Source organism: Massilia sp. ST3, from assembly GCF_018119405.1.
Lineage (GTDB): Bacteria > Pseudomonadota > Gammaproteobacteria > Burkholderiales > Burkholderiaceae_D > Telluria.
This window is the reverse complement of the sequence record NZ_JAGPWC010000043.1, coordinates 1-20,828: the sequence shown is the minus strand read 5'-3', so window position 1 is coordinate 20,828 and position 20,828 is coordinate 1. Positions and strand designations below refer to the sequence as shown.

Here is a 20,828-nt window from a genome sequence, read left to right as displayed (position 1 = left end):
CGGGGCGATGTAATGCGGTCATCCAACCAGGAGGACCGACACCATGCAACATCTTATCGACGCCCCACTCGCCCTGCTCGGCGGCGTGCTGACCATCGCCTCGCCCTGCGTGCTGCCCATCCTGCCCATTGTCCTGGGCGGCTCCTTGCAAGACACGGACCGCAGCCGCCCCGTCTTCATCGTCGCCGGCTTCGTGCTGGCCTTCGCCTCGCTTGGCCTGCTGCTGGCCGGCGCCTCGCAGCAATTCGAGCTGGCCCACGAGACCCTGCGCCTGGCCGGCATCGCCATGCTGGCGCTGACCGGGCTGGCCATGCTGTGGAAGGCGCCCTATGCCTGGGTGATGAACCACGCGGCCCGCTTCGCCGGCGCCCTGCTGCCCGCCTCCGCGCCGAAGCGTGCGGGCAAGCTGGGCGGCCTGCTGCTCGGCATGTCGCTGGGCGCGGTCTGGACGCCCTGCGCCGGCCCGGTGCTGGCCTCGATCCTGGTGCTGGTTGCCCAGGCACAGGATATCGGCTGGTCCGCGACCCTGCTTCTCCTCTACGCCATAGGCGCGGGCATTCCGATGCTCGCGATCGCCTACGGCGGCCAGTTCATGCGCCAGCGCATCCGCAGCGTGGCGCGCTACACCGACCGCCTGCAACAGGTGTTCGGCCTGCTGATCCTGCTGACCGCCGGCGTTATTTACTTCCAGCTCGACGTCCTGCTCTACGCCCACCTCGCCAATGTCATCTCGCTCTGAAAGGAAACACCATGAAAACCCTGATCGCCGCATTGTTCGCCGCCGCCAGCTTCTCCGCCCAGGCCGCTTCCGCCAGCCCCGCGCCCGAATTCACCGGCATCAACAACTGGCTGAACTCGCCCCCGCTGAGCATGCAGCAGCTGCGCGGCAAGGTGGTGCTGGTCGACTTCTGGACCTACACCTGCATCAACTGCATCCGCACCCTGCCCTACGTGAAGAGCTGGCACGAGAAGTACAAGGACAAGGGCCTGGTGGTGGTGGGGGTGCATACCCCCGAATACCCCTTCGAGCGCTCGAGCTCGAACGTCCAGGCGGCCATCAAGCGCTTCGGGATTCCCTACGCGGTCGCCCAGGACAACCGCTACGCCACCTGGCAGGCCTATGCGAACCAGTACTGGCCGGCGGTCTACCTGGTCAACAAGCAGGGCCAGGTCGTGTACTCGCACTTCGGCGAGGGCGACTACGCGGAGACCGAGGCCAGGATCCGCGCCCTGCTCGCGGAAGCGAACTGAGCCGACCCATTTTTGTATCCCAGTGTATCCGGGCCGGTGCCGTACACATGCGATTGCAGTCGGCTTGGATCCCGACACAGTGGGGATACCTGCAGGATTTTTAATAGAGCCATACCAAACACCAAGGACCGGACATGAACAACGCTAGCACCCAGAACAAGACCGCCCTCGTCATCGGCGGATCGCGCGGCATCGGCGCCGCCATCGCCCTGCGCCTGGCGCGCGACGGCGCCAACGTCGCCCTGACCTATGCCAGCGCCGGCGCCAAGGCGGCGGAAGTCGCCGCCGCCATCGAGGCGCAGGGCGTGCAGGCCCTGGCGCTCAAGGCGGACAGCGCCAGCGCGGCCGAGCTGCAGGACGCCGTCGGCCAGGCCGCGACGCGCTTCGGGCGCATCGACATCGTGGTCGTCAACGCGGGCATCCTGCACATCGCCGACGTGGCCGCCTTCAGCCTGGAACAGCTCGACCGCATGCTGGACGTGAACGTGCGCGGCGTCTACCTGGCGATCCAGGCGGCGCTGCCGCACATGCCGGCGGGCGGGCGCGTGATCACCATCGGCAGCAATGCCGCGGTGCGCAGCGGGCATCCGGGCTCGAGCGTGTACTCGATGACCAAGGGCGCGGTCGCCGTCATGGTCAAGGGGCTGGCGGTCGACCTGGCGCCGCGCGGCATCACGATCAACAACATCCAGCCCGGCCCGATCGAGACCGACATGACGGCCGACATGATCGAGATGGTCAAGGAATGGATACCCGTGAAGCGCGTGGGCCAGCCGCATGAAGTCGCCGCCCTGGCGGCCTACCTGGCCGGCGCCGAATCCGGCTACATGACCGGCGCCAGCCTGACCATCGACGGCGGCATGTCGCTGTGACCCCATCCACCGAGACCCTGGAGAAGATCATGAATGAGACCAACCTGAAACGCCGCAGCTTCCTCAACACCGCCTCGCTGGGCCTGGCCGCCGCCCAACTGGGCCTGGCCGGCAGCGTGCACGCCGCCGTCTCGTCCTTGGCCGTCGGCATCACGCCCGCCAGCAACACCTTCACCGACATCAGGCAGGTCCGCGCCGGCGTGCTGGACGTGGGCTATGTCGACGCCGGCCCGCGCAACGGCTATCCGATCGTGCTGTTCCATGGCTGGCCCTACGACATCCACGCCTTCATCGACGTGGTGCCGGTGCTGGCGGCGGCCGGCTATCGGGTGCTGGTGCCGCACCTGCGCGGCTACGGCAGCACCCGTTTCCTGTCCACGGACACGCCGCGCAACGGCCAGCAGGCCAGCTTCACCGCGGACGCCATCGCCTTCCTGGACGCGCTCAAGATCGACAAGGCCATCGTCGCCGGCTTCGACTGGGGCGCGCGCATCGCGGCCACCCTGGCGGCGCTGTGGCCGCAGCGCTGCACGGCCCTGGTGTCGGTCAGCGGCTATCTGATCGGCAGCCAGGAAGGCAACCGCAAGCCGCTGGCCCCAAAAGCGGAACTGCAGTGGTGGTACCAGTATTACTTCGCCACCCCGCGCGGCGAACAGGGCTACCGCGAGAACACCCACGCCTTCGCGCGCCTGATCTGGGAGCTGGCCTCGCCGGAATGGAAATTCGACGACGCCACCTTCGCGCGCTCGGCCAAATCGCTCGACAACCCCGACCACGTCGCGATCTCGGTCAGCAACTACCGCTGGCGCCTCGGCCTGGCGCCCTCGGAAGCGCGCTACGATGACCTGGAGCAGCGCCTGGCCCGCTTCCCGGACGTCAGGGTGCCGACCATCACCATGGAAGGCGACGCCAACGGCGCCCCGCATCCGGATCCCAAGGTCTATGCGAAGAAATTCCTTGGCAAGTACGAGCACCGCCACCTGACTGGCGGCATCGGCCACAACCTGCCGCAGGAAGCGCCGCAAGCCTTTGCCCAGGCCATCCTGGACGTGGCCAAGTGGATCTGACTCATCGTTGAAAGGAAACCTCATGTTCAATTCTTCCCGCCGTTTCGCCGCCCGCAGCCTCGCCGCCGGCGGTCCCACCCAGGACATCACGGTCTATGTCGCCGAATCCGGCGACGGCCGCTAAATCTTTTCACCCCACCACGAAGGAATGCATCATGCGTGATACCACCACTGTGCTTTACACCGGCAAGACCCGCACCACTGGCGGCCGCGACGGCTCCGCCCGCAGCACCGACGGCCGCCTCGACGTCAAGCTGTCCTCGCCCGGCTCGCACGGCGCCGGCACCAATCCGGAACAGCTGTTCGCTGCCGGCTGGTCGGCCTGCTTCATCGGCGCCATGGGCCTCGCTGCGGGCAAGCTCGGCCTGAAACTGCCTTCCGAGTCCTGCGTCGATGCCGAAGTCGACCTGGCCAACCTGAACGGCGAATATTTCCTCCAGGCGCGCCTGAACGTGCACCTGCCGGGCCTGCCCGCCGAGGTCGCGCAAGCGCTGGTGGACGCCGCGCACCAGACCTGTCCCTATTCGAAGGCGACGCGTGGCAATATCGACGTCGATATCCGCGTGATGTAAAAAGACCTGCCGGCATGTCGAATTCCAGTCCGCCCGTTCGTCGTGCCGGCAGAGGGCCGTCCTCTGCCACTGTCGAAAAAGGAATCGATCATGTCCACCAACAGCGTTGAACTGCACCGTGTCCTGAAAACCACCCCGGAGCGCATCTATCGCGCCTTCACCCACCCGGACGCCTTCGCCAAGTGGCTGCCGCCGCACGGCTACTTCGGCACCGTGCACGAGATGGACGCCCGGGTCGGCGGGCGTTACCGGATGTCCTTTACAGCCCTAGCGACCGGCAACAGCCATGCGTTTGGCGGCGAATACCTGGAGCTGGCGCCGGGGGAACGCCTGCGCTACACGGCCGAGTTCGACGATCCCGGCCTGCCAGGGCGGATGCAGACCACGGTCACCCTGCGCCCGGTATTCTGCGGGGTCGATGTGCGGATTACGCAGGAAGGGATTCCCGCCGCGATTCCGGCCGAGATGTGCTATCTCGGGTGGCAGGAGTCGCTGCAGCTGCTGGCGCAGCTGGTCGAGGCGGAGATCAAGGAGTAAGGTGGCGGATCGTTGGATCGGCGGCGGAGCCGCCAACCCTACGATATCTACTTCTTTGGCGAGAACCACTTCACGGCGGCGCGGGCGTTGGCCTTGACGGTGTAGTCGATGACGGCGAACTGCTCTTCCAGCGCCTCGGCCATCACGCTGCCCGGGCTGGGCGGCGGCAGTTGCAGGTAGGCGTCGGCTTCGCCGTATTCGCGCTTGATCTGCATGCCGGCCTTCTTGGCGATGTGCATCATGGTCTTGTTGGTGGACAGGCACTGCATGTACAGGGTGTCGATGTCCGAATTGCGGCAGTGGATCGCGGCGCGCTGGAACAGGCGGGTGCCGACGCCCTGCCCGCGCGCGGATGCCGAGACCGAGACGCCGAATTCGGCCACCCGCTCCTTGCTCGTGGTGCCGCGTCCCTCGGCGGTCGAGAAGGCCAGGTGGCCGACGCCGACCAGCTGGAAGACGCGGTTGACCACGCCAAACACGATGTCCTGCGAAAAGTCGATCCTGGCGACATAGGCCTTGATCTGCTCGTCAGGGATCATGCTGCCGAAGCGCAGCAGGCGGTCGTTGGCGTCCAGCGCCAGGAAATGCTTCAGCACGCGGCGGCGGTCGCGCTCGGCCAGTTCCTTGACCAGCACGGTCGGCTGGCCTTTCTTTCCGCCCAGGCCCTGGAGCCAGCGGCGCAAGGGATTGTCCAACATGGTCGCACCTTTATTGTGCACTGCAACAAACAGCATTCTAGCCGAACCCGGCTGTCCTCGCTGATTGTCGCGCTTGCCGTGCAGAAATGCCAGCGAATCCTAGACCGGGCCGATCCACTGGGATTGCGAGCTGACCACGAAGGTGCCCTTGCCCGACTGCTTGGCCTCGTACATGGCCTTGTCGGCGTCCGCCAGCAGGGCCGCCTGGCCGCGCGCGGCGCCAGCCTGGCCTTTGGCCGCGGCAATGCCGATGCTGGCCGAGATCCGCACCGGATTGCCGTCGGCTTCGGTGATCGACTCGATCTGCTCGAGCGCCAGCCTGGCCACGCGCAGCGCGCCGTCGCGCGAGCTGACGTCTTCGAGCATGATCACGAATTCGTCGCCGCCCAGGCGCGCCAGGGCGTCCTCGGCGCGCAGCTTGTCCTGGACGCGGCGCGCCACCATTTGCAGCACCAGGTCGCCGGTGGCGTGGCCCCAGGTATCGTTCACGGCCTTGAAGCCGTCCAGGTCGATGAACATCAGCACCACCACGCTGTCGCGGCGGTCGGCGCGCGCCAGGGCGCGGTCGAGCAGGCGGGTCAGCTGGCGGTAGTTGATCAGGCCGGTCAGGCTGTCGTGCTGGGCCAGGCGTTCGAGCTGCCTGGACTGGGTTTCCAGCTCGGCGGTGCGCTCGGCCACGCGCTGCTCCAGGGTTTCGTTGGCGGCCTGCAGGCGGTGGTTCACTTCGCCGATGATGCGGTAGCTGCGGCGCAGGCGCCAGCCGGCGTAGGCCAGCAGGATCAGCAGCACCGCCGAATAGGCGAACAGGTAGCCGCGGAAGCGCTGGCGCTCCAGCAGCACGGTGTCGAAGGAACGGTCGAACTCCTGGCCCAGGCGGTCGAGGGCGGCCCCGGTGCCGGCGGCGGCGATCTGCGCTTCGAGGCGGTTTTCCAGCGGACGCTTTTCCAGGATCACGCGGCAGCTGTGGATCAGGGCGTCCATCTTGTCGACCACGGCCGGCGAGAAGGCGATTTCCTGGGCCGCGACGTCGCCCAGGATCTCGTCGATGCGGGTCGCCAGCGCCGGGCTCGGCGCCAGGTTATAGCGCAGGATCTCAGTCAGCAGTGCATTCAGCGTGGTGTCGAGCCGGACCACGATGCGGGCCGGCGCCAGTGCGCCTTCGATACCGCTCAACTCCGTCTTGAGGTCGGCCACGGCCGGCGGCACGTGCAGCAGGGCGTCGCGCAGCGGCGGGTTGTGGACGGCGAACAGGGTGACCAGCTGCTCCTTGGTGCGCAAGGACTGGCGCAGCTGGGCGTAGGCGGCCGGCGCGGCGTCGCCGGTGGTGTGGGGCAGCGCCTCGCCCAGGCGGGCCATCAGGTCGTGCATGCGCGGCAGCTGGGTGGTCAGGCGCGCCTCCCGGGGGGCGCGGCCGATGTGGGCGCGCAGGATGTTGGCGTCCCATTCGGCGTCCAGCTTCTCGAGCTCGCGCAGGTTGAGCATGACCCGGTTGCGGATTTCCGGATCCACCGCCTCGGTGCGGACGAACAGGAAGATGAGCAGGAAGCTGAGCGCCCCCACCGCCAGGCCTGCCAGCAGCAGACGGCGGCGCGGACTCAGGCTCGCTACGCGCTGCGCCAATGTGGCAAGCATATTTTCCCCCAACGCAACAAATTACCGACAGGGAAGCATAGCAAAACTATTAACTGTATTGCAGGCAGGGTGTAAGCGAATGTAACACATGCATGGCGGGTTGCCCGTGTTCGACCCGGTTTTGTTCCGCTTCAGCGCATGGCGTCCAGCACAGCCGCTACCGCTTCCACCCTCCCCGCATGGACCGCGTGCGGAATCTGCTCCTTGTTCCCCGCATGCCGCTGGGCGATCTCACCCGCGTCCACGCCGCGCGCCGCCGCCAGCGCCGGCAGCAAGCGCGCTTCCTCGAGGCCTGGCGGCAGGCCCGCATCCGGGGCGGCGCAGGCGGCGGCCTGCAGCATCTGGACGAAGCGCTCCGGCTTGCGGAAGGCGTCGCAGCGCTGGAACAGCGCGACCAGGGCAGGCGCATCGGGTGCGCCCGCCTGGCGCGCCGCCAGGCCGAGTTCGCGCACCGTCATCAGGGCCAGGTCGCGGCATTCGTTGGGCGCCTTGAGGCGCTTGCACACGTCCTGGACAGGCGCCACATCGCCTTCGCCTGCAACCAGGCCGCACATCAGGACCGCGAAGCGTACCTCGAGCGGGTGCCCGCGCCGCGCCACCTCGTCGATCATGGCCACGGTGCGCGCACCGCTGTCGAGTTCGGGAAGGATGCGGGCCAGCGCGCCGCAGTCGTCCAGCACGGCCAGCATGCGCGAGGGGCGCACTTCCATCAGTCCACGCGCCAGCTCCTGCCAGACACGCTCCGGCACCAGGGCGTCGACCTCGCCCTGGTCCACCATGCGCCGCATCAGCGCGTTGGTGGCGGCGGCCACGCGGAACTCGGGCAGGCGCGCGGCGAAGCGCGCCACGCGCAGGATGCGCACCGGGTCTTCGGCGAAGGCTTCCGAGACGTGGCGGAACACGCGCTCGCGCAGGTCCCGTTGTCCGCCGTAGGGGTCGACGATCGCGCCGTCTTCGCCCAGGGCCATGGCGTTGATGGTCAGGTCGCGCCGCACCAGGTCCTGCTCCAGGGTGACGTCGGGCGCGGTGTGGAAGGCGAAGCCGTGGTAGCCCCTGGCCGTCTTGCGTTCGGTGCGCGCGAGCGCGTATTCCTCCTGGGTGGCGGGGTGCAGGAAGACCGGGAAATCCTTGCCCACCGGGCGAAAGCCGGCCGCCAGCATCTGCTCGGGCGTGGCGCCGACCACCACGTGGTCGCGGTCCTGCACGGGCAGGCCCAGCAGCTGATCGCGGACCGCGCCGCCGACGACGTAGCTGCGCATCCTCAGTCGCCCGGCAGCTCGGCGTCGTGCAGTGGGGTCGGGTCGTCCTCGAGCAGGGCTTCGTTCACCCAGCGGGCGACGGCCGGATGGGCCAGCACGCGGTCGCAATAGGCCTGCAGGGCGGGCGCCAGGGCCACGCCATAGGTGCGGAAGCGGGTCACCACCGGCGCGTAGAAGGCGTCGGCGATCGAGAACTCGCCGAACAGGAAGTGGTGGTGGCCGAAACGCGACAGGCAGTCTTCCCAGATCTCGCAGATGCGGCCGATGTCGGCCTGGGCGCCCGGCGTGCGGCCGCGGCCCGGCAGGTGGGCCTGGATGTTCATTGGCATCGCGCCGCGCAGTTCGGCAAAGCCCGAATGCATCTCGGCCACGATGGAACGGGCCAGCGCACGCGCCGCCACGTCCTGCGGCCACATGTGCTTGTCGGGGAACTGCTCGGCCAGGTATTCGGTGATCGCCAGGCTGTCCCAGACGGTCATGTCGCCAGCCAGCAGCACCGGCACCCGGCCCGCATGCGAGTAGCGCGCGATGTTGGCCGAGGTGTCGGGCTGGTCGAGCAGCACGCGCACCTCGGTGAAGGGAATGCCGAACGCGACCGCCGCGACCCAGGGACGCATCGACCAGGACGAGAGATTCTTGTTGCCGATGACGAGCGTGAGGCCCGGCCGGCGTGCCTGGTCCAGGGTGTGCGAGAGGATCGGGTCGAGTTCGATGGTCTGCATGGCGTTCCTGTGTGGTTCGTAGGGTGGACGGCTTTGCCGTCCACGCGGTGATCGTTATCGGTTCCGATTTCGCGCCGGATGAGCTTGCTGCCGACTATCACCACGTGGACGTTCGTCATTTAGGCCATTGGCCTGAATGACCCCGTCCACCCTACGGTAACGATAACGATGACATTCGTATTCTAAAACGAGTTCAGCGCCCTGCCCGGGCACGGAAAGCGTCGAGGGGATCCCTCGCCGCCAGATAGTGCGGCGCGGCGGCCTCGAGCGGTGTGAGCTTGATTCCGAGCGCCTCCGCTGTCAAGGCCTTCGTGGCCGGATCGACCACGTTGTCGGTCTTCATGGAGTCGAGGTTGTCGCGGCTGATGACGGGATCTCCGGGCAGCATCTCGAACATGCCCGCCTGGAGGCGCGCCATCCACCCGGGCAGCCCGACCACTGTGCGTTCGCAGCCCGCGTAGCGGCCGGCCAGGCGCACCAGTTCGGCCAGGGTGTAGACCCGGGGGCCGCCCAGTTCGATCACGGCGCCGCGCGTGTGCGGCTGGGCCAGCGCGCGCACGAAGGCGCTGGCGACGTCGCCGACATAGACCGGCTGGAAGCGCGCATTGGCGCAGGCCAGCGGGACCACGGGAAGGTGGCGCTGCAGGCGCGCGAACATGGTCAGGAAATGGTCGCCCGGGCCGAACACCACCGAGGGCCGGAAGATGGTGGCAGCTACCTGCGGCCGGCTGCGCGCGGCGGCTTCGCCGTCGGCCTTGGAGCGCTGGTACATCGAGGCGCCGTGCGGGCTCGCGCCCAGGGCGCTCATGTGCAGGTAGCGGGCCACGTCCAGGTCGGCGCAGGCGGCGGCGATGCGGTGCGGCAGGTCGACGTGCAGGCGCCGGAAGCCCTCGCCGTAGGGCCGGCCATGGCCGCCGTGCAGCACGCCGACCAGGTTGATCACGGCGTCGCAGCCTTCCATCAGGCCGCGCAGCACCTTGTCGTCGTGGATATTCGCCACGCGCAGGTCGACGTCAGGCAGCAGGGTCAGCTGCTTGGCGCTTTCGTAGTGGCGCGCCGGGACGATGACATCGACGCCCTCCTCGGCCAGCCGCGCCACCAGATGGCAGCCGATGAAGCCGGTCGCGCCGATCGCGACCACCTTGAGCGGGCCCATGGCGGTCTCAGGGCAGGACGGAACTGCTGCCGCGCGGCTGGATCGTGGACAGGCGCGTCTTGATCGATTGCGGCTTGTTGTCGAACACGGCGGCGTAGTTGGTGGCGTTGGCCATCACGTTGCGCACGTAGCCGCGCGTCTCGGAGAAGGGGATGGTCTCGACGAAGACCGCGCCCTCCATCGGTTCGCGCAGCAGGCCGCGCCAGGCGCGCGCGCGTCCCGGGCCGGCGTTGTAGGCGGCGGTGGCCAGCACCTCCGAGCCGTCGAAGTTTTCCAGCACCATGTTCATGTAGTTCGCTCCCAAGGTGATGTTGGTGCGCAGGTCGTTCAACATGTCGTGCACGAAGTTGTCCAGGCCGATCTTGGCGGCCACCCATTTGCCGGTGGACGGCATCACCTGCATCAGTCCCGAGGCGCCGACGCCGGAGCGCGCGTCCTGGATGAATCGCGACTCCTGGCGGATCAGGCCATACACCCAGGCCTTGTCCAGCCCGAGGTCTTGCGCGGTGGGGCGCAGGATCTCGAGGTGGGGCGCGGGGAAGCGCTGGGCGTAGTCGAGCTCGGTACGCGTGCGCAGCGAGGTCTCGACCATGCGGTCGAGCAGCTCGTTGCGGCGCGCGAATTCGGCCGCGGCCAGCAGCTGACGTTCAGACATCCCGCGCAAGGCCCAGTTCCATTCGCGGTTGCCATCCGCGCGCAGGCGCAAGGCATAGAACTTGAGTGCGCGCTGCAGGCTCGGATTGGCGGCCGCCTGCGCCAGCTCCGGGGCCGTGACCGGCGCCACCGGCGGCGGCGCCGTCACCATGCGGCCCAGTTCGTCCATCGCCAGCTGGCCATAGAAGTTCGACTGCACGGCGATGCGCTCGAACAGCTCGCGCGCCTGCTCGGCACGGCCTTCGGCCTTGTAGGCGCGGCCCAGCCAGTAGACCCAGGCCGGCTCGGCGCGCAGGCCGGCGGGCATCGCCTCGATGGCGGCGCGCACGCCCTTCCAGTCGCCGTTGCGCAGCGCGATGCGGGTCTTCCACTGCATCTGCTCATTGGTCAGGCGGGCGCCGTTGGCGCGCCGCCAGTAGTCGTCCGCCTCCGGCGACAGGCCGATCGAAGCGGCCAGCGCCAGGTTGGCCCAGCCGGTGGCGCGCTCGTCCTGCGAAAGCTTGGGGCTGTTCTTGTTCAGGGCGACGCTGGCCAGCTTGAGGCTCGAGCGCGCCATGCGGCCGAGGGCGACCAGGTAGATGGCGCGCTCGGCGCGGGTCTTGCCGATGCCGCGCGCCATGGCCACGGCCGGCAGGTCGACCGCCTGCGCCGCGCGGGTGTCCGAGGCCCCCAGCAGCAAGGCGGTGCGGCGCGCCGGGCCGGTGGCGTTCATTTCGCCGGCCAGGCGCAGTTGCCACAGCAGGTCGGCTTCGGTGAACTGGCCGGCCTGCGCCAGCTGCGCCATCAGGGCAGCGCAGGCTTCGCCGTAGGCGGGAGGGTTGGTCAGGAGCGCACGCGCCTCCTGCAGGACCTGCTCGCCGCGGCTGGCGCGCGCCAGCAAGGCGTAGCAGCGGATCTGCAGCTCGCCGTTCTGGGCCAGCGTGCCCGCCTCGCGTTCGAAAGTGCTCCAGTCGCGGCGCCGGCCCAGCTCCAGCAGCCAGTCGGCGCGCAGGCGCTCGGCGATGGCGCTGCCCTCGTGGCGGCGCAGCACCTCGCGGATTTCCTCGGGCGCGGCCTCGCGCAGGCGTGGTTTCAGACGATAATAGTCGACATAGGAGGCCAGCGGATACTGCGCTGGCAGGCGCGACACCAGGGCCTGGATCTTCGCGCTGTCGTTCTGGCGCGCGGCTTCGCGCAGGAGCAGGAAGTTGCTGTCGTCGTCGGCCCTGGGGTCCGCGGCTGGCGCTCCCGGCACGGTCGGCGCGCCGGGCGGCACGGGCTGCACGGACGATGGCGCCTGCTCGGGCTGGGGGGCCTCGGGGTCTTCCTGGGCCGAGGCAGGCGGCATCCATGCAAGGGCCAGAAGCAGGGCAATAGCGGTCGGCAAGACGCCGGCTGTCAAACTCGATCGAAACATCAGAACTCTCAAAGTACGCTGCATTCAAACCATGACCGGCGATTCAAGAATACCACGCGCATCCGGCGCTCTGCCAGACGGCACCGAGGTCATCACAAGCGCTGATGACCTTCTACAACAGGACAAATCCGCCCTGCGCAGCGCGCTCAAGGCGCGCCGCCGCGCCATCGACCACGCCACCAGGCTGGCCTGGGACGACCGCATCGGCGCCCAGGTGCTGGCCTGGTGGCAGGCCGATCCCCAGGCGATGCTGGGGGTGTACTGGCCGCTGGCGGGCGAGCCGGACTTGCGTCCAGCCTACGCGGAATTGGCGCAGGCAGGCGTACGGCTGGCGCTGCCGGTGGTGCTGGCGCGCGACGCGGCGCTCGGGTTTGCCGAATGGATACCGGGGGAGCCGACCGTGACCGACCGGCTGGGCGTGGCGGTGCCAGCCGAACTGCGCCTGGTGGCCAGGCCGCCGGCGCTGCTGGTGCCCTGCCTGGGCTTCAACGCGCAAGGATACCGGCTGGGGTATGGGGGCGGGTTCTATGACCGCACGCTGGAGGCGCAGCCGCGGCCGCGGACCTTGGGGATCGCGTATGCCTGCCAGCTGGCGGAATTCGCGGGCGACGTGCATGACGTGCCGCTGGATCGGGTGATTACCGAGGAAACGTGATCGACCGGTGTCGTCACGGGTGTGCGAAAGCGAGTTGAACGCGTCGGCGGCATAGCCGCCAACCCTACGGTAGGGTTGGCAGGTCTCCTGCCGACGCGTTCAAGCGGCGTCGATTACTTCACCAGCCGCTGCCAGATCGCGGTAGTCGCCACCGCCTGGTTCATGCTGTAGAAATGCAGCCCCGGCGCGCCGCCGGCGAGCAGGCGTTCGCACAAGGCGGTGACCACGTCCAGGCCGAAGGCCTTGATCGAGGCGCTGTCGTCGCCGTAGCTGGCCAGCTTCAGGCGCACCCAGCGCGGGATCTCGGCGCCGCACATGTCCGAGAAACGCATCAGCTGCGTATAGTTCGTGATCGGCATGATGCCCGCCACCACCGGGACATCGACACCCAGCTTGCGCGCGTTGTCGACGAACTGGAAATAGGCGTCGGCGTTGTAGAAATACTGGGTGATGGCCGCATTCGCGCCGGCCTGGACCTTGCGCGCGAAGTTCTGCAGGTCGTCCTGGGGCGAACGCGCCTGCGGATGCATCTCGGGATAGGCCGCGACCTCGATGTGGAACCAGTCGCCGGTTTCCTGGCGGATGAATTCGACCAGCTCGTTCGCGTAGCGGAACTCGCCGGCGCCGCCGTAGCCGCTCGGCAGGTCGCCGCGCAAGGCTACCAGGCGGCGGATGCCGTGGTCCTGGAACTGCTTGAGGATGGCGCGGATCGAGTCGCGGTCGCCGCCGATGCAGGACAGGTGAGGCGCCGCATCAATGCCCTCCTGCTGGATCTCGAGCACGGTCTGCAAGGTGCCGGCCTGGGTGCTGCCGCCGGCGCCGAAGGTCACCGAAAAATACTTGGGCTGCAGCTCGGCCAGCTTCTGGCGCGTGGCGCGCAGCTTTTCCGCGCCCTCAGCCGTCTTGGGCGGGAAGAACTCGATACTGAAATTAGGAGTTTCCATCTTTGTCTGAGAGGAGCAAGGTTGAAAGCGCCCACGAAATGATGCTGTACAGGATGGCCGCCAGGAAGGCCGACCAGAACCCCGCCACCTCGAAGCCCTCGATCCAGTGCGCCACCAGCCAGAACAGCAAGGCGTTGATCACCAGGATGAACAGGCCCATCGACACCAGGGTCACCGGCAGGGTCAATACCACCAGCACGGGACGGATCAGGGTATTGACCAGTCCCAGCACCAGCGCGGCGACGAAGGCCGTGCTCAGATTGGTGATCTGGACGGAGTGCATCAGGTAAGGCAGGGCCATGAGGGCGGCGGCATTGATCAGCCAGGTCAGGAGCAGGCGCATCGGGCATCGCTTTCGTGGTACGCGGGCGTGCGGGGGCACGCCCGGCTTGGGGAAGACGCCGGGCCGCGGCAACAGCGTGCGGCCCGGCGTGGCGGTACAGCGGAACTACCGGATCAGTAGCGGTAGTGTTCCGGCTTGTACGGGCCTTCCTTGCTCACCGAGATATAGGCTGCTTGCTCTTCGGTCAGTTCGGTCAGCTGCGCGTTCAGCTTCTTGAGCTGCAGGCGCGCCACTTTTTCGTCCAGTTTCTTGGGCAGCGTGTAGACGCCGACCGGATATTGCGCGGTGTTGCTGAACAGTTCGATCTGGGCGATGGTCTGGTTCGCGAACGAGGAGCTCATCACGTAGGACGGGTGGCCCGTGCCGCAGCCCAGGTTCACCAGGCGGCCTTCGGCCAGCAGGATGATGCGGCGGCCAGTCGGGAAGATCACGTGATCGACTTGCGGCTTGATGTTTTCCCACTCGTACTTCTTGAGCGCGGCGACTTCGATTTCGTTGTCGAAGTGGCCGATGTTGCAGACGATCGCCTGGTCCTTCATCTTGAGCATGTGCTGCTCGGTGATGACGTGGTAGTTGCCGGTGCAGGTGACGAAGATGTCGCCGTGTTCGGCGGCGTAGTCCATGGTCACGACGCGGTAGCCTTCCATCGCGGCCTGCAGGGCGCAGATCGGATCGATCTCGGTGACCCAGACCTGGGCCGACAGCGCGCGCATGGCCTGGGCCGAGCCCTTGCCCACGTCGCCGTAGCCGGCGATGACGGCGATCTTGCCGGCCACCATGACGTCGGTGGCGCGCTTGATGCCGTCCACCAGCGATTCGCGGCAGCCGTACAGGTTGTCGAACTTCGACTTGGTAACCGAGTCGTTGACGTTGATCGCCGGGAAGGCCAGCTTGCCGTCCTGGTGCATCTGGTACAGGCGGTGCACGCCGGTGGTGGTCTCTTCGGTCACGCCTTTGATGCATGGCAGGCGCTTCGAGTACCAGGCCGGATCGCGCGCGAGGCGGCCCTTGATGGCGTTGAACAGGCAGATCTCTTCGTCCGAACCCGGCTTGTCCAGCACCGAGATGTCCTTTTCCGCGCGCACGCCCAGGTGCAGCAGCAGGGTGGCGTCGCCGCCGTCGTCCAGGATCATGTTGGCGTGGTTGTCGCCCGGCCATTCGAAGATGCGGTGGGTGTATTCCCAGTATTCGTCCAGGGTCTCGCCCTTGACGGCGAACACCGGGGTGCCGACCGAGGCGATGGCGGCGGCGGCGTGGTCCTGGGTCGAGTAGATGTTGCACGAGGCCCAGCGCACTTGCGCGCCCAGGGCTTCCAGGGTGCGGATCAGGACCGCGGTCTGGATGGTCATGTGCAGGGAACCGGCGATACGCGCGCCCTTCAGCGGCTGGGCGGCGGCGTATTCCTCGCGGATCGCCATCAGGCCCGGCATCTCGGTTTCGGCGATGCGGATTTCCTTCTCGCCCCAGGATGCCAGGGAGATGTCGGCGACGAGGTAATCGGGGGATTCTTTGAGTACGGCGCTCATCACGCCCTCCTTTCAATGTTTAGAAAAAAGTAACGTGAGCGCAGTTGCTGATATCCGAGCCTGGCGAAGATGAACATCTTCGTCGCAACGCTCCTCGGAATGGGCTAGTTTAACACGAGTGTGCTGAAGGTGGGCCCGAGGTGTTGTTTGATTGCTTGCTGCGGAGGGGGTGCAAGGAGACGTTCCAAGTGTGTGCTGCGAACTTGGGTCCCGGCCTTCACCGGGACGACGTTGGTAAGAGTAGGATGAAGACCACGTAAGCAACTTCGGCCACGATCGTCAAAACGTCATCCCGGCGAAGGCCGGGATCCAGGTTTGTTCGCGCAGACGAACGCCTGCGCTCGCAACTATTACAGACCCGCTTCCGCGCGCAGCAGCGCCGCCTTGTCGGTGCGCTCCCAGGTGAACTCCGGCTCTTCGCGGCCGAAGTGGCCGTAGGCCGCGGTCTTGGCGTAGATCGGGCGCAGCAGGTCGAGCATCTGCACGATGCCTTTCGGGCGCAGGTCGAAGTGTTCCATCACCAGCTGGGCGATCTTCTCGTCCGAAATCACGCCGGTGCCTTCGGTGTACACGGTGATGTTGATCGGGCGCGCCACGCCGATGGCGTAGCTGACCTGCACCTGGCACTGGCGCGCCAGGCCGGCGGCGACGATGTTCTTCGCCACGTAGCGGGCGGCGTAGGCTGCCGAGCGGTCGACCTTGGACGGGTCCTTGCCCGAGAACGCGCCGCCGCCGTGCGGGGCCGCGCCGCCGTAGGTGTCGACGATGATCTTGCGGCCGGTCAGACCGCAGTCGCCCTGCGGGCCGCCGATGACGAAGCGGCCGGTCGGGTTGACCAGGAACTTGGTGCCGTCCAGCCATTCGCGGGGCAGGACCGGCTTGATGATCTCTTCGATGACCGCTTCCTGGATCTGCGAGTGGCTGATCTCGGGCGCGTGCTGGGTCGACAGCACCACGGTGTCGACGGCCACCGGGCGGCCGTTCACGTAGCGCAGGGTGACCTGCGACTTGGCGTCCGGACGCAGCCATGGCAGGCGGCCATCCTTGCGCAGCTGCGACTGGCGCTCGACCAGGCGGTGCGAATAATAGATAGCGGCCGGCATCAGTTCCGGGGTTTCGTCGCAGGCATAGCCGAACATCAGGCCCTGGTCGCCCGCGCCCTGGTCGAGGTCGATGCCGGCGCCTTCGTCCACGCCCTGGGCGATGTCCGGCGACTGCTTGTCGTAGGCGACCAGCACGGCGCAACCCTTGTAGTCGATGCCGTACTCAGTGTTGTCGTAGCCGATGCGCTTGATGGTGTTGCGCGCGACCTGAATATAATCGACGTTGGCGTGGGTCGTGATTTCGCCGGCCAGCACCACCAGGCCGGTGTTGCACAGGGTTTCGGCAGCGACGCGCGCGCGCGGATCCTGTTCCAGGATGGCGTCGAGGATGGCGTCGGAAATCTGGTCGGCGACCTTGTCGGGGTGGCCTTCCGAGACGGATTCGGAAGTAAAGAGGTAGTCGTTGGACATTCGGGCTCCAAGTTACTGGTCAAAAAACTGCCGCAGCAACTCGTGCCTGCGACGCTTTAGCGACATTTATATTCCGCTTCGCAAGTTGTCATTAACTCGGCGGATCCTGCATAAAGTGGTATTTTACGCTCCTTGTGAATTTTGGTGTGGAAACTCGCACACCTTTCAAACCTGATCAATCGCATGCTAGTCGTCCTCTTCCGTATCCTGTCCGTGTTTCCCTTGCCAGTCCTGCATGCCCTGGGAGCGGCGCTGGGCTGGCTCGTCTATGGGCTGTCGCCCTCCTACCGGCGCCGCCTGCGCGCCAACCTGCGCCAGGCCGGCTATGAGGCCCACTGGCGCGCGGCCGTTTCCGAAGCCGGCAAGGCGATCGTCGAGCTGGCTTTCGTGTGGTGCGCCCGGCCCGAGCGTGTTGCCCGTCATGCAAGCGTCGAGAACTGGGAACTGGTCCAGGCCAGGCTGGACGCCGGCCGCGGGATTGTGTTCCTGACGCCACACCTCGGCTGTTTCGAGATGACCGCGCAGCAGATCGCGCTGCATACCGCCCTGACCGTCATGTACCGGCCGCCGCGCAAGAGCGCGCTCAAGCCCCTGGTCGAAGGCGCCCGCGCGCGCCACAACCTGCACCTGGCCCCGGCCACCCTGGCCGGCGTGCGCATCCTGGCCAAGACCCTGAAAAGCGGCCAGCCGATCGGCATCCTGCCCGACCAGGTGCCGCAGGAAGGCGAAGGCGCCTGGGCGCCCTGGTTCGGCCGCAACGCCTACACCATGACCCTGCCGGCCAAGCTGGCCCAGCTGGGCAAGGCCGACATCCTGCTGGTCTATGCCGAGCGGCGCCCGCGCGGCGCCGGGTATACGGTGCGCTTCGTGCCCTTCGAAGGCGAGCTGTCGGGCCCCCCGGCCGAGCAGGCCGCCGCCATCAACCGCGCCATGGAGCAATTGATCGCGCGCTGCCCGGCCCAGTATTTCTGGAGCTATAACCGCTACAAGCAGCCGGAAGGCGTGGCGGCGCCGGACGCCGAGGTGCCGGCATGAGGGCCCTGATCTTCCTCATGTGGCTGCTGCACTTCCTGCCCTTGCCCATCCTGGGGCGCCTGGGCGAGTCAGTCGGCAGCCTGATGTTCCTGATTCTCGGCAAGCGCCGCCACATCGCGCTGACCAACCTGCGCCTGTGCATGCCGGAACTGGACGAGGCCCAGCGCCGCGACATCGCGCGCCGCCATTTCCGCGCGTATGCGCGCAGCATTTTCGAGCGCTCGATCCTGTGGTGGGCGCCGGAGGAGCGCGTGCGCAGCCTGATCCGGGTCGAGCCCGCGGTGCCCCAGGCCGAGATGGAAGCCGGCCCCACCATCCTGCTGTGCCCGCACTTCGTGTGCCTGGACGTGGCCGGCGTGGCCGCGCGCGTGATCCCCGTATGCAGCATGTATGTGCCGCAGAAAAACGAAGCCTTCGACAAGCTGCTGCGCCACGGGCGCGAACGCTACGGCCCGGTGCGCCTGGTGACGCGCAAGGAAGGCATCAAGCCGATCCTGCGCGCCCTGCGCGACGGCCTGCCCTACTTCATGCTGCCCGACATGGACTTCGGCGAGAAGGATGCCGAGTTCGTGCCCTTCTTCGGCGTCCCGGCCGCCACCCTGACGGCCCTGGGCCGCATCGCGGCCACCACCGGCGCCAAGGTGATCCCGGTGATCGCCACCTATCTGCCGAATTACGAGGGCTGGCGTGTGGTGTTCTACCCTTCGTGGGAGAATTATCCCGGCGAGGACATGGTCGCGGCGACGCGCCGCATGAATGCCTTCATCGAGGACCGCGTGCGCGAAGCGCCGGAACAATATTTCTGGACCCATAAGCGTTTCAAGACCCGCCCGCCGGGCGAGCCTTCGCTCTATTAACAAGCTGCCATGAAACTGAAATTCACCAAGATGCACGGCGCGGGCAACGATTTCATCGTGGTCGACGCCATCAACCAGGACGTCTCCCTCAGCACCGAACAGTGGCGGCGCCTGGCCGACCGCCGCTTCGGCATCGGCGCAGACCAGATCCTGATCGTCGAGCGCCCGAGCGAGCCGGGGGTGGATTTCCGCTACCGCATCTTCAACAACGACGGCAGCGAAGTGGAACAGTGCGGCAACGGCTCGCGCGCCTTCGTGCGCTTCGTGGTCGACAAGGGCCTGAGCCGGGAGCGCAGCATCCGCGTCCAGACCATGTCGGGCATCATCAACCCGCGCATGGAAGAGGACGGCAGCATCACGGTGGACATGGGCGCGCCGCGCCTGGAGCCAAGCGAGCTACCCTTCGACGCCGCCGGCCTGGCCGGCTGGGCCGAGGGCGAGGACACCCTGTGGCCGCTGCCGGTACAGGGAAAGACCGTGTTCGTGTCGGTGGTCTCGATGGGCAATCCGCATGCGGTGCAGGTAGTCGACGACGTCGACAGCGCCCCGGTGGCCCAGACCGGCCCGCTGATCGAAACCCACCCGCGCTTCCCGAAGCGGGTCAACGCCGGCTACATGCAGGTGTTGGACCGCCATCACATCCGCCTGCGCGTGTTCGAGCGCGGCGCCGGCGAAACCCTGGCCTGCGGCACCGGCGCCTGCGCGGCGGTGGTGGCCGGCATCCGCCGCGGCCTGCTCGATTCGCCGGTGCGCGTGTCGGCGCGTGGCGGCGAACTGAGCATCGCCTGGGCGGGACCGGGCCAGCCGGTCTACCTCAGCGGCCCCGCGGTGACCGTATTCGAAGGCGAAGTCGAGATCTGACGCCCCTGTCGCCGGCGCTCAGGCCGCCAGGCCGATGTCCGCCGTCCCGCCAGGCGCTCCCGTCCCCGACGATCCTGTCCCGGCCGTTCCTGTGGTTGGCGCCGCGGCGGGCATCCCTGCCCCGGATGCCGGCGCCTCGTCCTCCTCGCCGGGCGCCGCCGTACCCAGCACGGTGCGCAGGCGGTACAGGCGCTGGCGGTAATTGCCTTCGGGCCCGGACGGCCCGCAATCGACATGTTCGAACATGCGCACGATGCGGTCGAGCGCCAGGCGCTCGGCACCCGGCTCCACCAGCACCAGGCGGCGCTTGCTGCGCCCATAGCTGGCGCGGATATCGATCACCAGGCAATGTCCCTGGTCGGCCGCCTTCACGTCCAGCAGCAGGGCTTCGGCGCGCGTCAGCCCGAACAGGGCGGCCAGCTCCAGCCTGGCGCTCAGCAGCGGATGGGCCCGCTGCAGGGCGCTGCGCGCCGCGCCGGTGCGCGCCGCCAGCAGGGCGCCGGTTTCCTTGTACAGGGGCGTGGCCGGACGCGGTGCGATGCGCGCCAGCAGCGCGCCAGCCTCGCCCGAACCCTGGGCCGCCGCCTTCTGCAGCCAGTAGGCCGCCCGCACGTCGTTGTTCTCGTTCTCGCGCCGCGCGCGCCAGGCGTTGTGGCCGCATTCGAGCTGGGCCTCGCGGTAGCCCATCCCGGCCGCCCGCTCCAGGTATTTTTGCGCATCGGCGACATTGCGCTGGGAGAATTCCGGCTTGATATAGATGCGCGACAGCGCATACCAGGCCTCGGCCAGGCCTTGCTCGCCGGCCAGGCTCAGCCAGCGGATCGCCTTCCTGAAGTTGGCCGGGGCGCTGCGCTCTCCACCCCTGCCGCCGGCGATCCGGCGGCCGTCGGCCTGCATCCGCGCGCAGCGCAAGCCCATCGCCAGCTGGGCATGGCGGTCATGCTCGGCGGCCGCCAGCTCCCAGAAGCAGTCGGGCTCGCCCGGGCCCGGCGCCAGGCCCAGGGCGCCGCCGTCGAGCAGGCGGGCGCAGCGCGACAACAAGGCGATCTCGTCGGGCGCGAAGCGCCGCAGCTCGCCCTGCTCGGCCCTGAGCCGCACCAGCTCGCGCGCCAGCGGCAGTGCGCGCTCCAGGTAGTCCCTGGCCTGGCCGGCGTCCCAGGCCTGCTCGAGCACCACGAACTGGGCGGACGCCACGCCGCTGTCGGCGGCGCGCTGCAGCCAGCTGGACGGCGCGCCGGGACCACGCGGCGGCGGGGCGGACACGGGAGCGGACGGAA

General features: G+C 67.8%; 21 protein-coding genes and 1 riboswitch. Of the genes, 10 read left to right on the top strand and 11 right to left on the bottom strand.

What is annotated here, in order from left to right:
* Positions 1-43 precede the first annotated feature (43 nt).
* The 6 genes from KBW98_RS15270 (at position 44) to KBW98_RS15245 (ending at position 4,299) form a co-directional block, all read left to right on the top strand.
* Positions 44-739: a cytochrome c biogenesis CcdA family protein gene (locus tag KBW98_RS15270; RefSeq protein ID WP_211521006.1), complete on the top strand. Its 696-nt coding sequence runs from the start codon at positions 44-46 to the stop codon at positions 737-739.
* A gap of 11 nt (positions 740-750) precedes the next feature.
* Positions 751-1,251: a thioredoxin family protein gene (locus tag KBW98_RS15265; RefSeq protein ID WP_211521005.1), complete on the top strand. Its 501-nt coding sequence runs from the start codon at positions 751-753 to the stop codon at positions 1,249-1,251.
* Positions 1,252-1,385: 134 nt separating this feature from the next.
* A complete protein-coding gene (locus KBW98_RS15260) occupies positions 1,386-2,123 on the top strand; it encodes an SDR family NAD(P)-dependent oxidoreductase (protein WP_211521004.1) in 738 nt (245 codons plus the stop codon).
* Between the two features lie 26 nt (positions 2,124-2,149).
* Complete coding sequence (locus KBW98_RS15255) at positions 2,150-3,190, top strand: alpha/beta fold hydrolase (RefSeq protein ID WP_373888954.1); 1,041 nt, start codon at positions 2,150-2,152, stop codon at positions 3,188-3,190.
* Positions 3,191-3,345: 155 nt separating this feature from the next.
* Positions 3,346-3,762 (top strand): organic hydroperoxide resistance protein, encoded by a 417-nt coding sequence (locus tag KBW98_RS15250; RefSeq protein WP_211521002.1) that lies wholly within the window; start codon positions 3,346-3,348, stop codon positions 3,760-3,762.
* A gap of 90 nt (positions 3,763-3,852) precedes the next feature.
* The gene (locus tag KBW98_RS15245; RefSeq protein ID WP_211521001.1) at positions 3,853-4,299 is read left to right on the top strand and encodes an SRPBCC family protein; all 447 of its coding nucleotides are present in this window, start codon (positions 3,853-3,855) and stop codon (positions 4,297-4,299) included.
* Positions 4,300-4,346: 47 nt separating this feature from the next.
* Here KBW98_RS15245 and KBW98_RS15240 read toward each other — a convergent pair whose 3' ends face one another.
* From KBW98_RS15240 to KBW98_RS15215, 6 genes are all read right to left on the bottom strand, one after another.
* Complete coding sequence (locus KBW98_RS15240; RefSeq protein ID WP_211521000.1) at positions 4,347-4,997, bottom strand: GNAT family N-acetyltransferase; 651 nt, start codon at positions 4,995-4,997, stop codon at positions 4,347-4,349.
* Between the two features lie 99 nt (positions 4,998-5,096).
* Positions 5,097-6,629 (bottom strand): diguanylate cyclase, encoded by a 1,533-nt coding sequence (locus tag KBW98_RS15235; protein WP_211520999.1) that lies wholly within the window; start codon positions 6,627-6,629, stop codon positions 5,097-5,099.
* A 131-nt stretch (positions 6,630-6,760) separates the two neighbouring features.
* On the bottom strand, positions 6,761-7,888 hold the full coding sequence (locus KBW98_RS15230) for a multifunctional CCA tRNA nucleotidyl transferase/2'3'-cyclic phosphodiesterase/2'nucleotidase/phosphatase (protein WP_211520998.1): 1,128 nt from the start codon (positions 7,886-7,888) through the stop codon (positions 6,761-6,763).
* A 2-nt stretch (positions 7,889-7,890) separates the two neighbouring features.
* Positions 7,891-8,610: a glutathione S-transferase family protein gene (locus tag KBW98_RS15225; RefSeq protein ID WP_211520997.1), complete on the bottom strand. Its 720-nt coding sequence runs from the start codon at positions 8,608-8,610 to the stop codon at positions 7,891-7,893.
* A 193-nt stretch (positions 8,611-8,803) separates the two neighbouring features.
* The gene (locus KBW98_RS15220; RefSeq protein ID WP_211520996.1) at positions 8,804-9,766 is read right to left on the bottom strand and encodes a complex I NDUFA9 subunit family protein; all 963 of its coding nucleotides are present in this window, start codon (positions 9,764-9,766) and stop codon (positions 8,804-8,806) included.
* A gap of 7 nt (positions 9,767-9,773) precedes the next feature.
* Positions 9,774-11,786 (bottom strand): lytic transglycosylase domain-containing protein, encoded by a 2,013-nt coding sequence (locus KBW98_RS15215; RefSeq protein ID WP_229429222.1) that lies wholly within the window; start codon positions 11,784-11,786, stop codon positions 9,774-9,776.
* 61 nt (positions 11,787-11,847) lie between these two features.
* On the opposite strand from KBW98_RS15215, the gene KBW98_RS15210 reads away from it, so the two are divergent.
* Positions 11,848-12,471 (top strand): 5-formyltetrahydrofolate cyclo-ligase, encoded by a 624-nt coding sequence (locus tag KBW98_RS15210; protein WP_211520995.1) that lies wholly within the window; start codon positions 11,848-11,850, stop codon positions 12,469-12,471.
* 113 nt (positions 12,472-12,584) lie between these two features.
* Here KBW98_RS15210 and metF read toward each other — a convergent pair whose 3' ends face one another.
* From metF to metK, 4 genes are all read right to left on the bottom strand, one after another.
* On the bottom strand, positions 12,585-13,415 hold the full coding sequence (gene metF / locus KBW98_RS15205) for a methylenetetrahydrofolate reductase [NAD(P)H] (protein WP_211520994.1): 831 nt from the start codon (positions 13,413-13,415) through the stop codon (positions 12,585-12,587).
* Positions 13,402-13,758: a phage holin family protein gene (locus KBW98_RS15200; protein WP_211520993.1), complete on the bottom strand. Its 357-nt coding sequence runs from the start codon at positions 13,756-13,758 to the stop codon at positions 13,402-13,404. Before KBW98_RS15200 ends, metF begins: the two co-directional genes overlap by 14 nt.
* Positions 13,759-13,871: 113 nt before the next feature.
* Positions 13,872-15,284: an adenosylhomocysteinase gene (gene ahcY / locus KBW98_RS15195; protein ID WP_211520992.1), complete on the bottom strand. Its 1,413-nt coding sequence runs from the start codon at positions 15,282-15,284 to the stop codon at positions 13,872-13,874.
* 29 nt (positions 15,285-15,313) lie between these two features.
* Positions 15,314-15,386: riboswitch (S-adenosyl-L-homocysteine riboswitch) on the bottom strand.
* A 248-nt stretch (positions 15,387-15,634) separates the two neighbouring features.
* Positions 15,635-16,798, bottom strand: a complete 1,164-nt coding sequence (gene metK, locus KBW98_RS15190; protein WP_211520991.1) for a methionine adenosyltransferase — start codon at positions 16,796-16,798, stop codon at positions 15,635-15,637.
* Between the two features lie 144 nt (positions 16,799-16,942).
* Between metK and KBW98_RS15185 the strand changes: the two genes are divergently transcribed.
* Genes KBW98_RS15185 through dapF form a run of 3 tightly spaced genes read left to right on the top strand, consistent with a single transcriptional unit; the run spans position 16,943 to position 19,551 of the window.
* Positions 16,943-17,833, top strand: coding sequence for a lysophospholipid acyltransferase family protein (locus tag KBW98_RS15185; RefSeq protein WP_373888953.1), 891 nt, complete (start codon positions 16,943-16,945; stop codon positions 17,831-17,833).
* Positions 17,830-18,690 (top strand): lipid A biosynthesis acyltransferase, encoded by an 861-nt coding sequence (locus KBW98_RS15180; protein ID WP_211520990.1) that lies wholly within the window; start codon positions 17,830-17,832, stop codon positions 18,688-18,690. Before KBW98_RS15185 ends, KBW98_RS15180 begins: the two co-directional genes overlap by 4 nt.
* Positions 18,691-18,699: 9 nt before the next feature.
* Positions 18,700-19,551 carry a diaminopimelate epimerase gene (gene dapF, locus KBW98_RS15175; protein WP_211520989.1) on the top strand — a complete coding sequence of 284 codons (852 nt, stop codon included), beginning with the start codon at positions 18,700-18,702 and terminating at the stop codon, positions 19,549-19,551.
* A gap of 18 nt (positions 19,552-19,569) precedes the next feature.
* Here dapF and KBW98_RS15170 read toward each other — a convergent pair.
* On the bottom strand, positions 19,570-20,828 hold a 1,259-nt coding region (locus tag KBW98_RS15170; protein ID WP_229429220.1), incomplete at its 5' end, for a tetratricopeptide repeat protein.

Bases quoted from the DNA above. Each gene is read 5' to 3' on its own strand.
- KBW98_RS15270 (WP_211521006.1), top strand. From the start codon at position 44: ATGCAACATCTTATCGACGCCCCACTCGCCCTGCTCGGCGGCGTGCTG.
- KBW98_RS15265 (WP_211521005.1), top strand. From the start codon at position 751: ATGAAAACCCTGATCGCCGCATTGTTCGCCGCCGCCAGCTTCTCCGCC.
- KBW98_RS15260 (WP_211521004.1), top strand. From the start codon at position 1,386: ATGAACAACGCTAGCACCCAGAACAAGACCGCCCTCGTCATCGGCGGA.
- KBW98_RS15250 (WP_211521002.1), top strand. From the start codon at position 3,346: ATGCGTGATACCACCACTGTGCTTTACACCGGCAAGACCCGCACCACT.
- KBW98_RS15245 (WP_211521001.1), top strand. From the start codon at position 3,853: ATGTCCACCAACAGCGTTGAACTGCACCGTGTCCTGAAAACCACCCCG.
- KBW98_RS15240 (WP_211521000.1), bottom strand. From the start codon at position 4,997: ATGTTGGACAATCCCTTGCGCCGCTGGCTCCAGGGCCTGGGCGGAAAG.
- KBW98_RS15235 (WP_211520999.1), bottom strand. From the start codon at position 6,629: ATGCTTGCCACATTGGCGCAGCGCGTAGCGAGCCTGAGTCCGCGCCGC.
- KBW98_RS15230 (WP_211520998.1), bottom strand. From the start codon at position 7,888: ATGCGCAGCTACGTCGTCGGCGGCGCGGTCCGCGATCAGCTGCTGGGC.
- KBW98_RS15225 (WP_211520997.1), bottom strand. From the start codon at position 8,610: ATGCAGACCATCGAACTCGACCCGATCCTCTCGCACACCCTGGACCAG.
- KBW98_RS15220 (WP_211520996.1), bottom strand. From the start codon at position 9,766: ATGGGCCCGCTCAAGGTGGTCGCGATCGGCGCGACCGGCTTCATCGGC.
- KBW98_RS15210 (WP_211520995.1), top strand. From the start codon at position 11,848: ATGACCGGCGATTCAAGAATACCACGCGCATCCGGCGCTCTGCCAGAC.
- metF (WP_211520994.1), bottom strand. From the start codon at position 13,415: ATGGAAACTCCTAATTTCAGTATCGAGTTCTTCCCGCCCAAGACGGCT.
- KBW98_RS15200 (WP_211520993.1), bottom strand. From the start codon at position 13,758: ATGCGCCTGCTCCTGACCTGGCTGATCAATGCCGCCGCCCTCATGGCC.
- ahcY (WP_211520992.1), bottom strand. From the start codon at position 15,284: ATGAGCGCCGTACTCAAAGAATCCCCCGATTACCTCGTCGCCGACATC.
- metK (WP_211520991.1), bottom strand. From the start codon at position 16,798: ATGTCCAACGACTACCTCTTTACTTCCGAATCCGTCTCGGAAGGCCAC.
- KBW98_RS15180 (WP_211520990.1), top strand. From the start codon at position 17,830: ATGAGGGCCCTGATCTTCCTCATGTGGCTGCTGCACTTCCTGCCCTTG.
- dapF (WP_211520989.1), top strand. From the start codon at position 18,700: ATGAAACTGAAATTCACCAAGATGCACGGCGCGGGCAACGATTTCATC.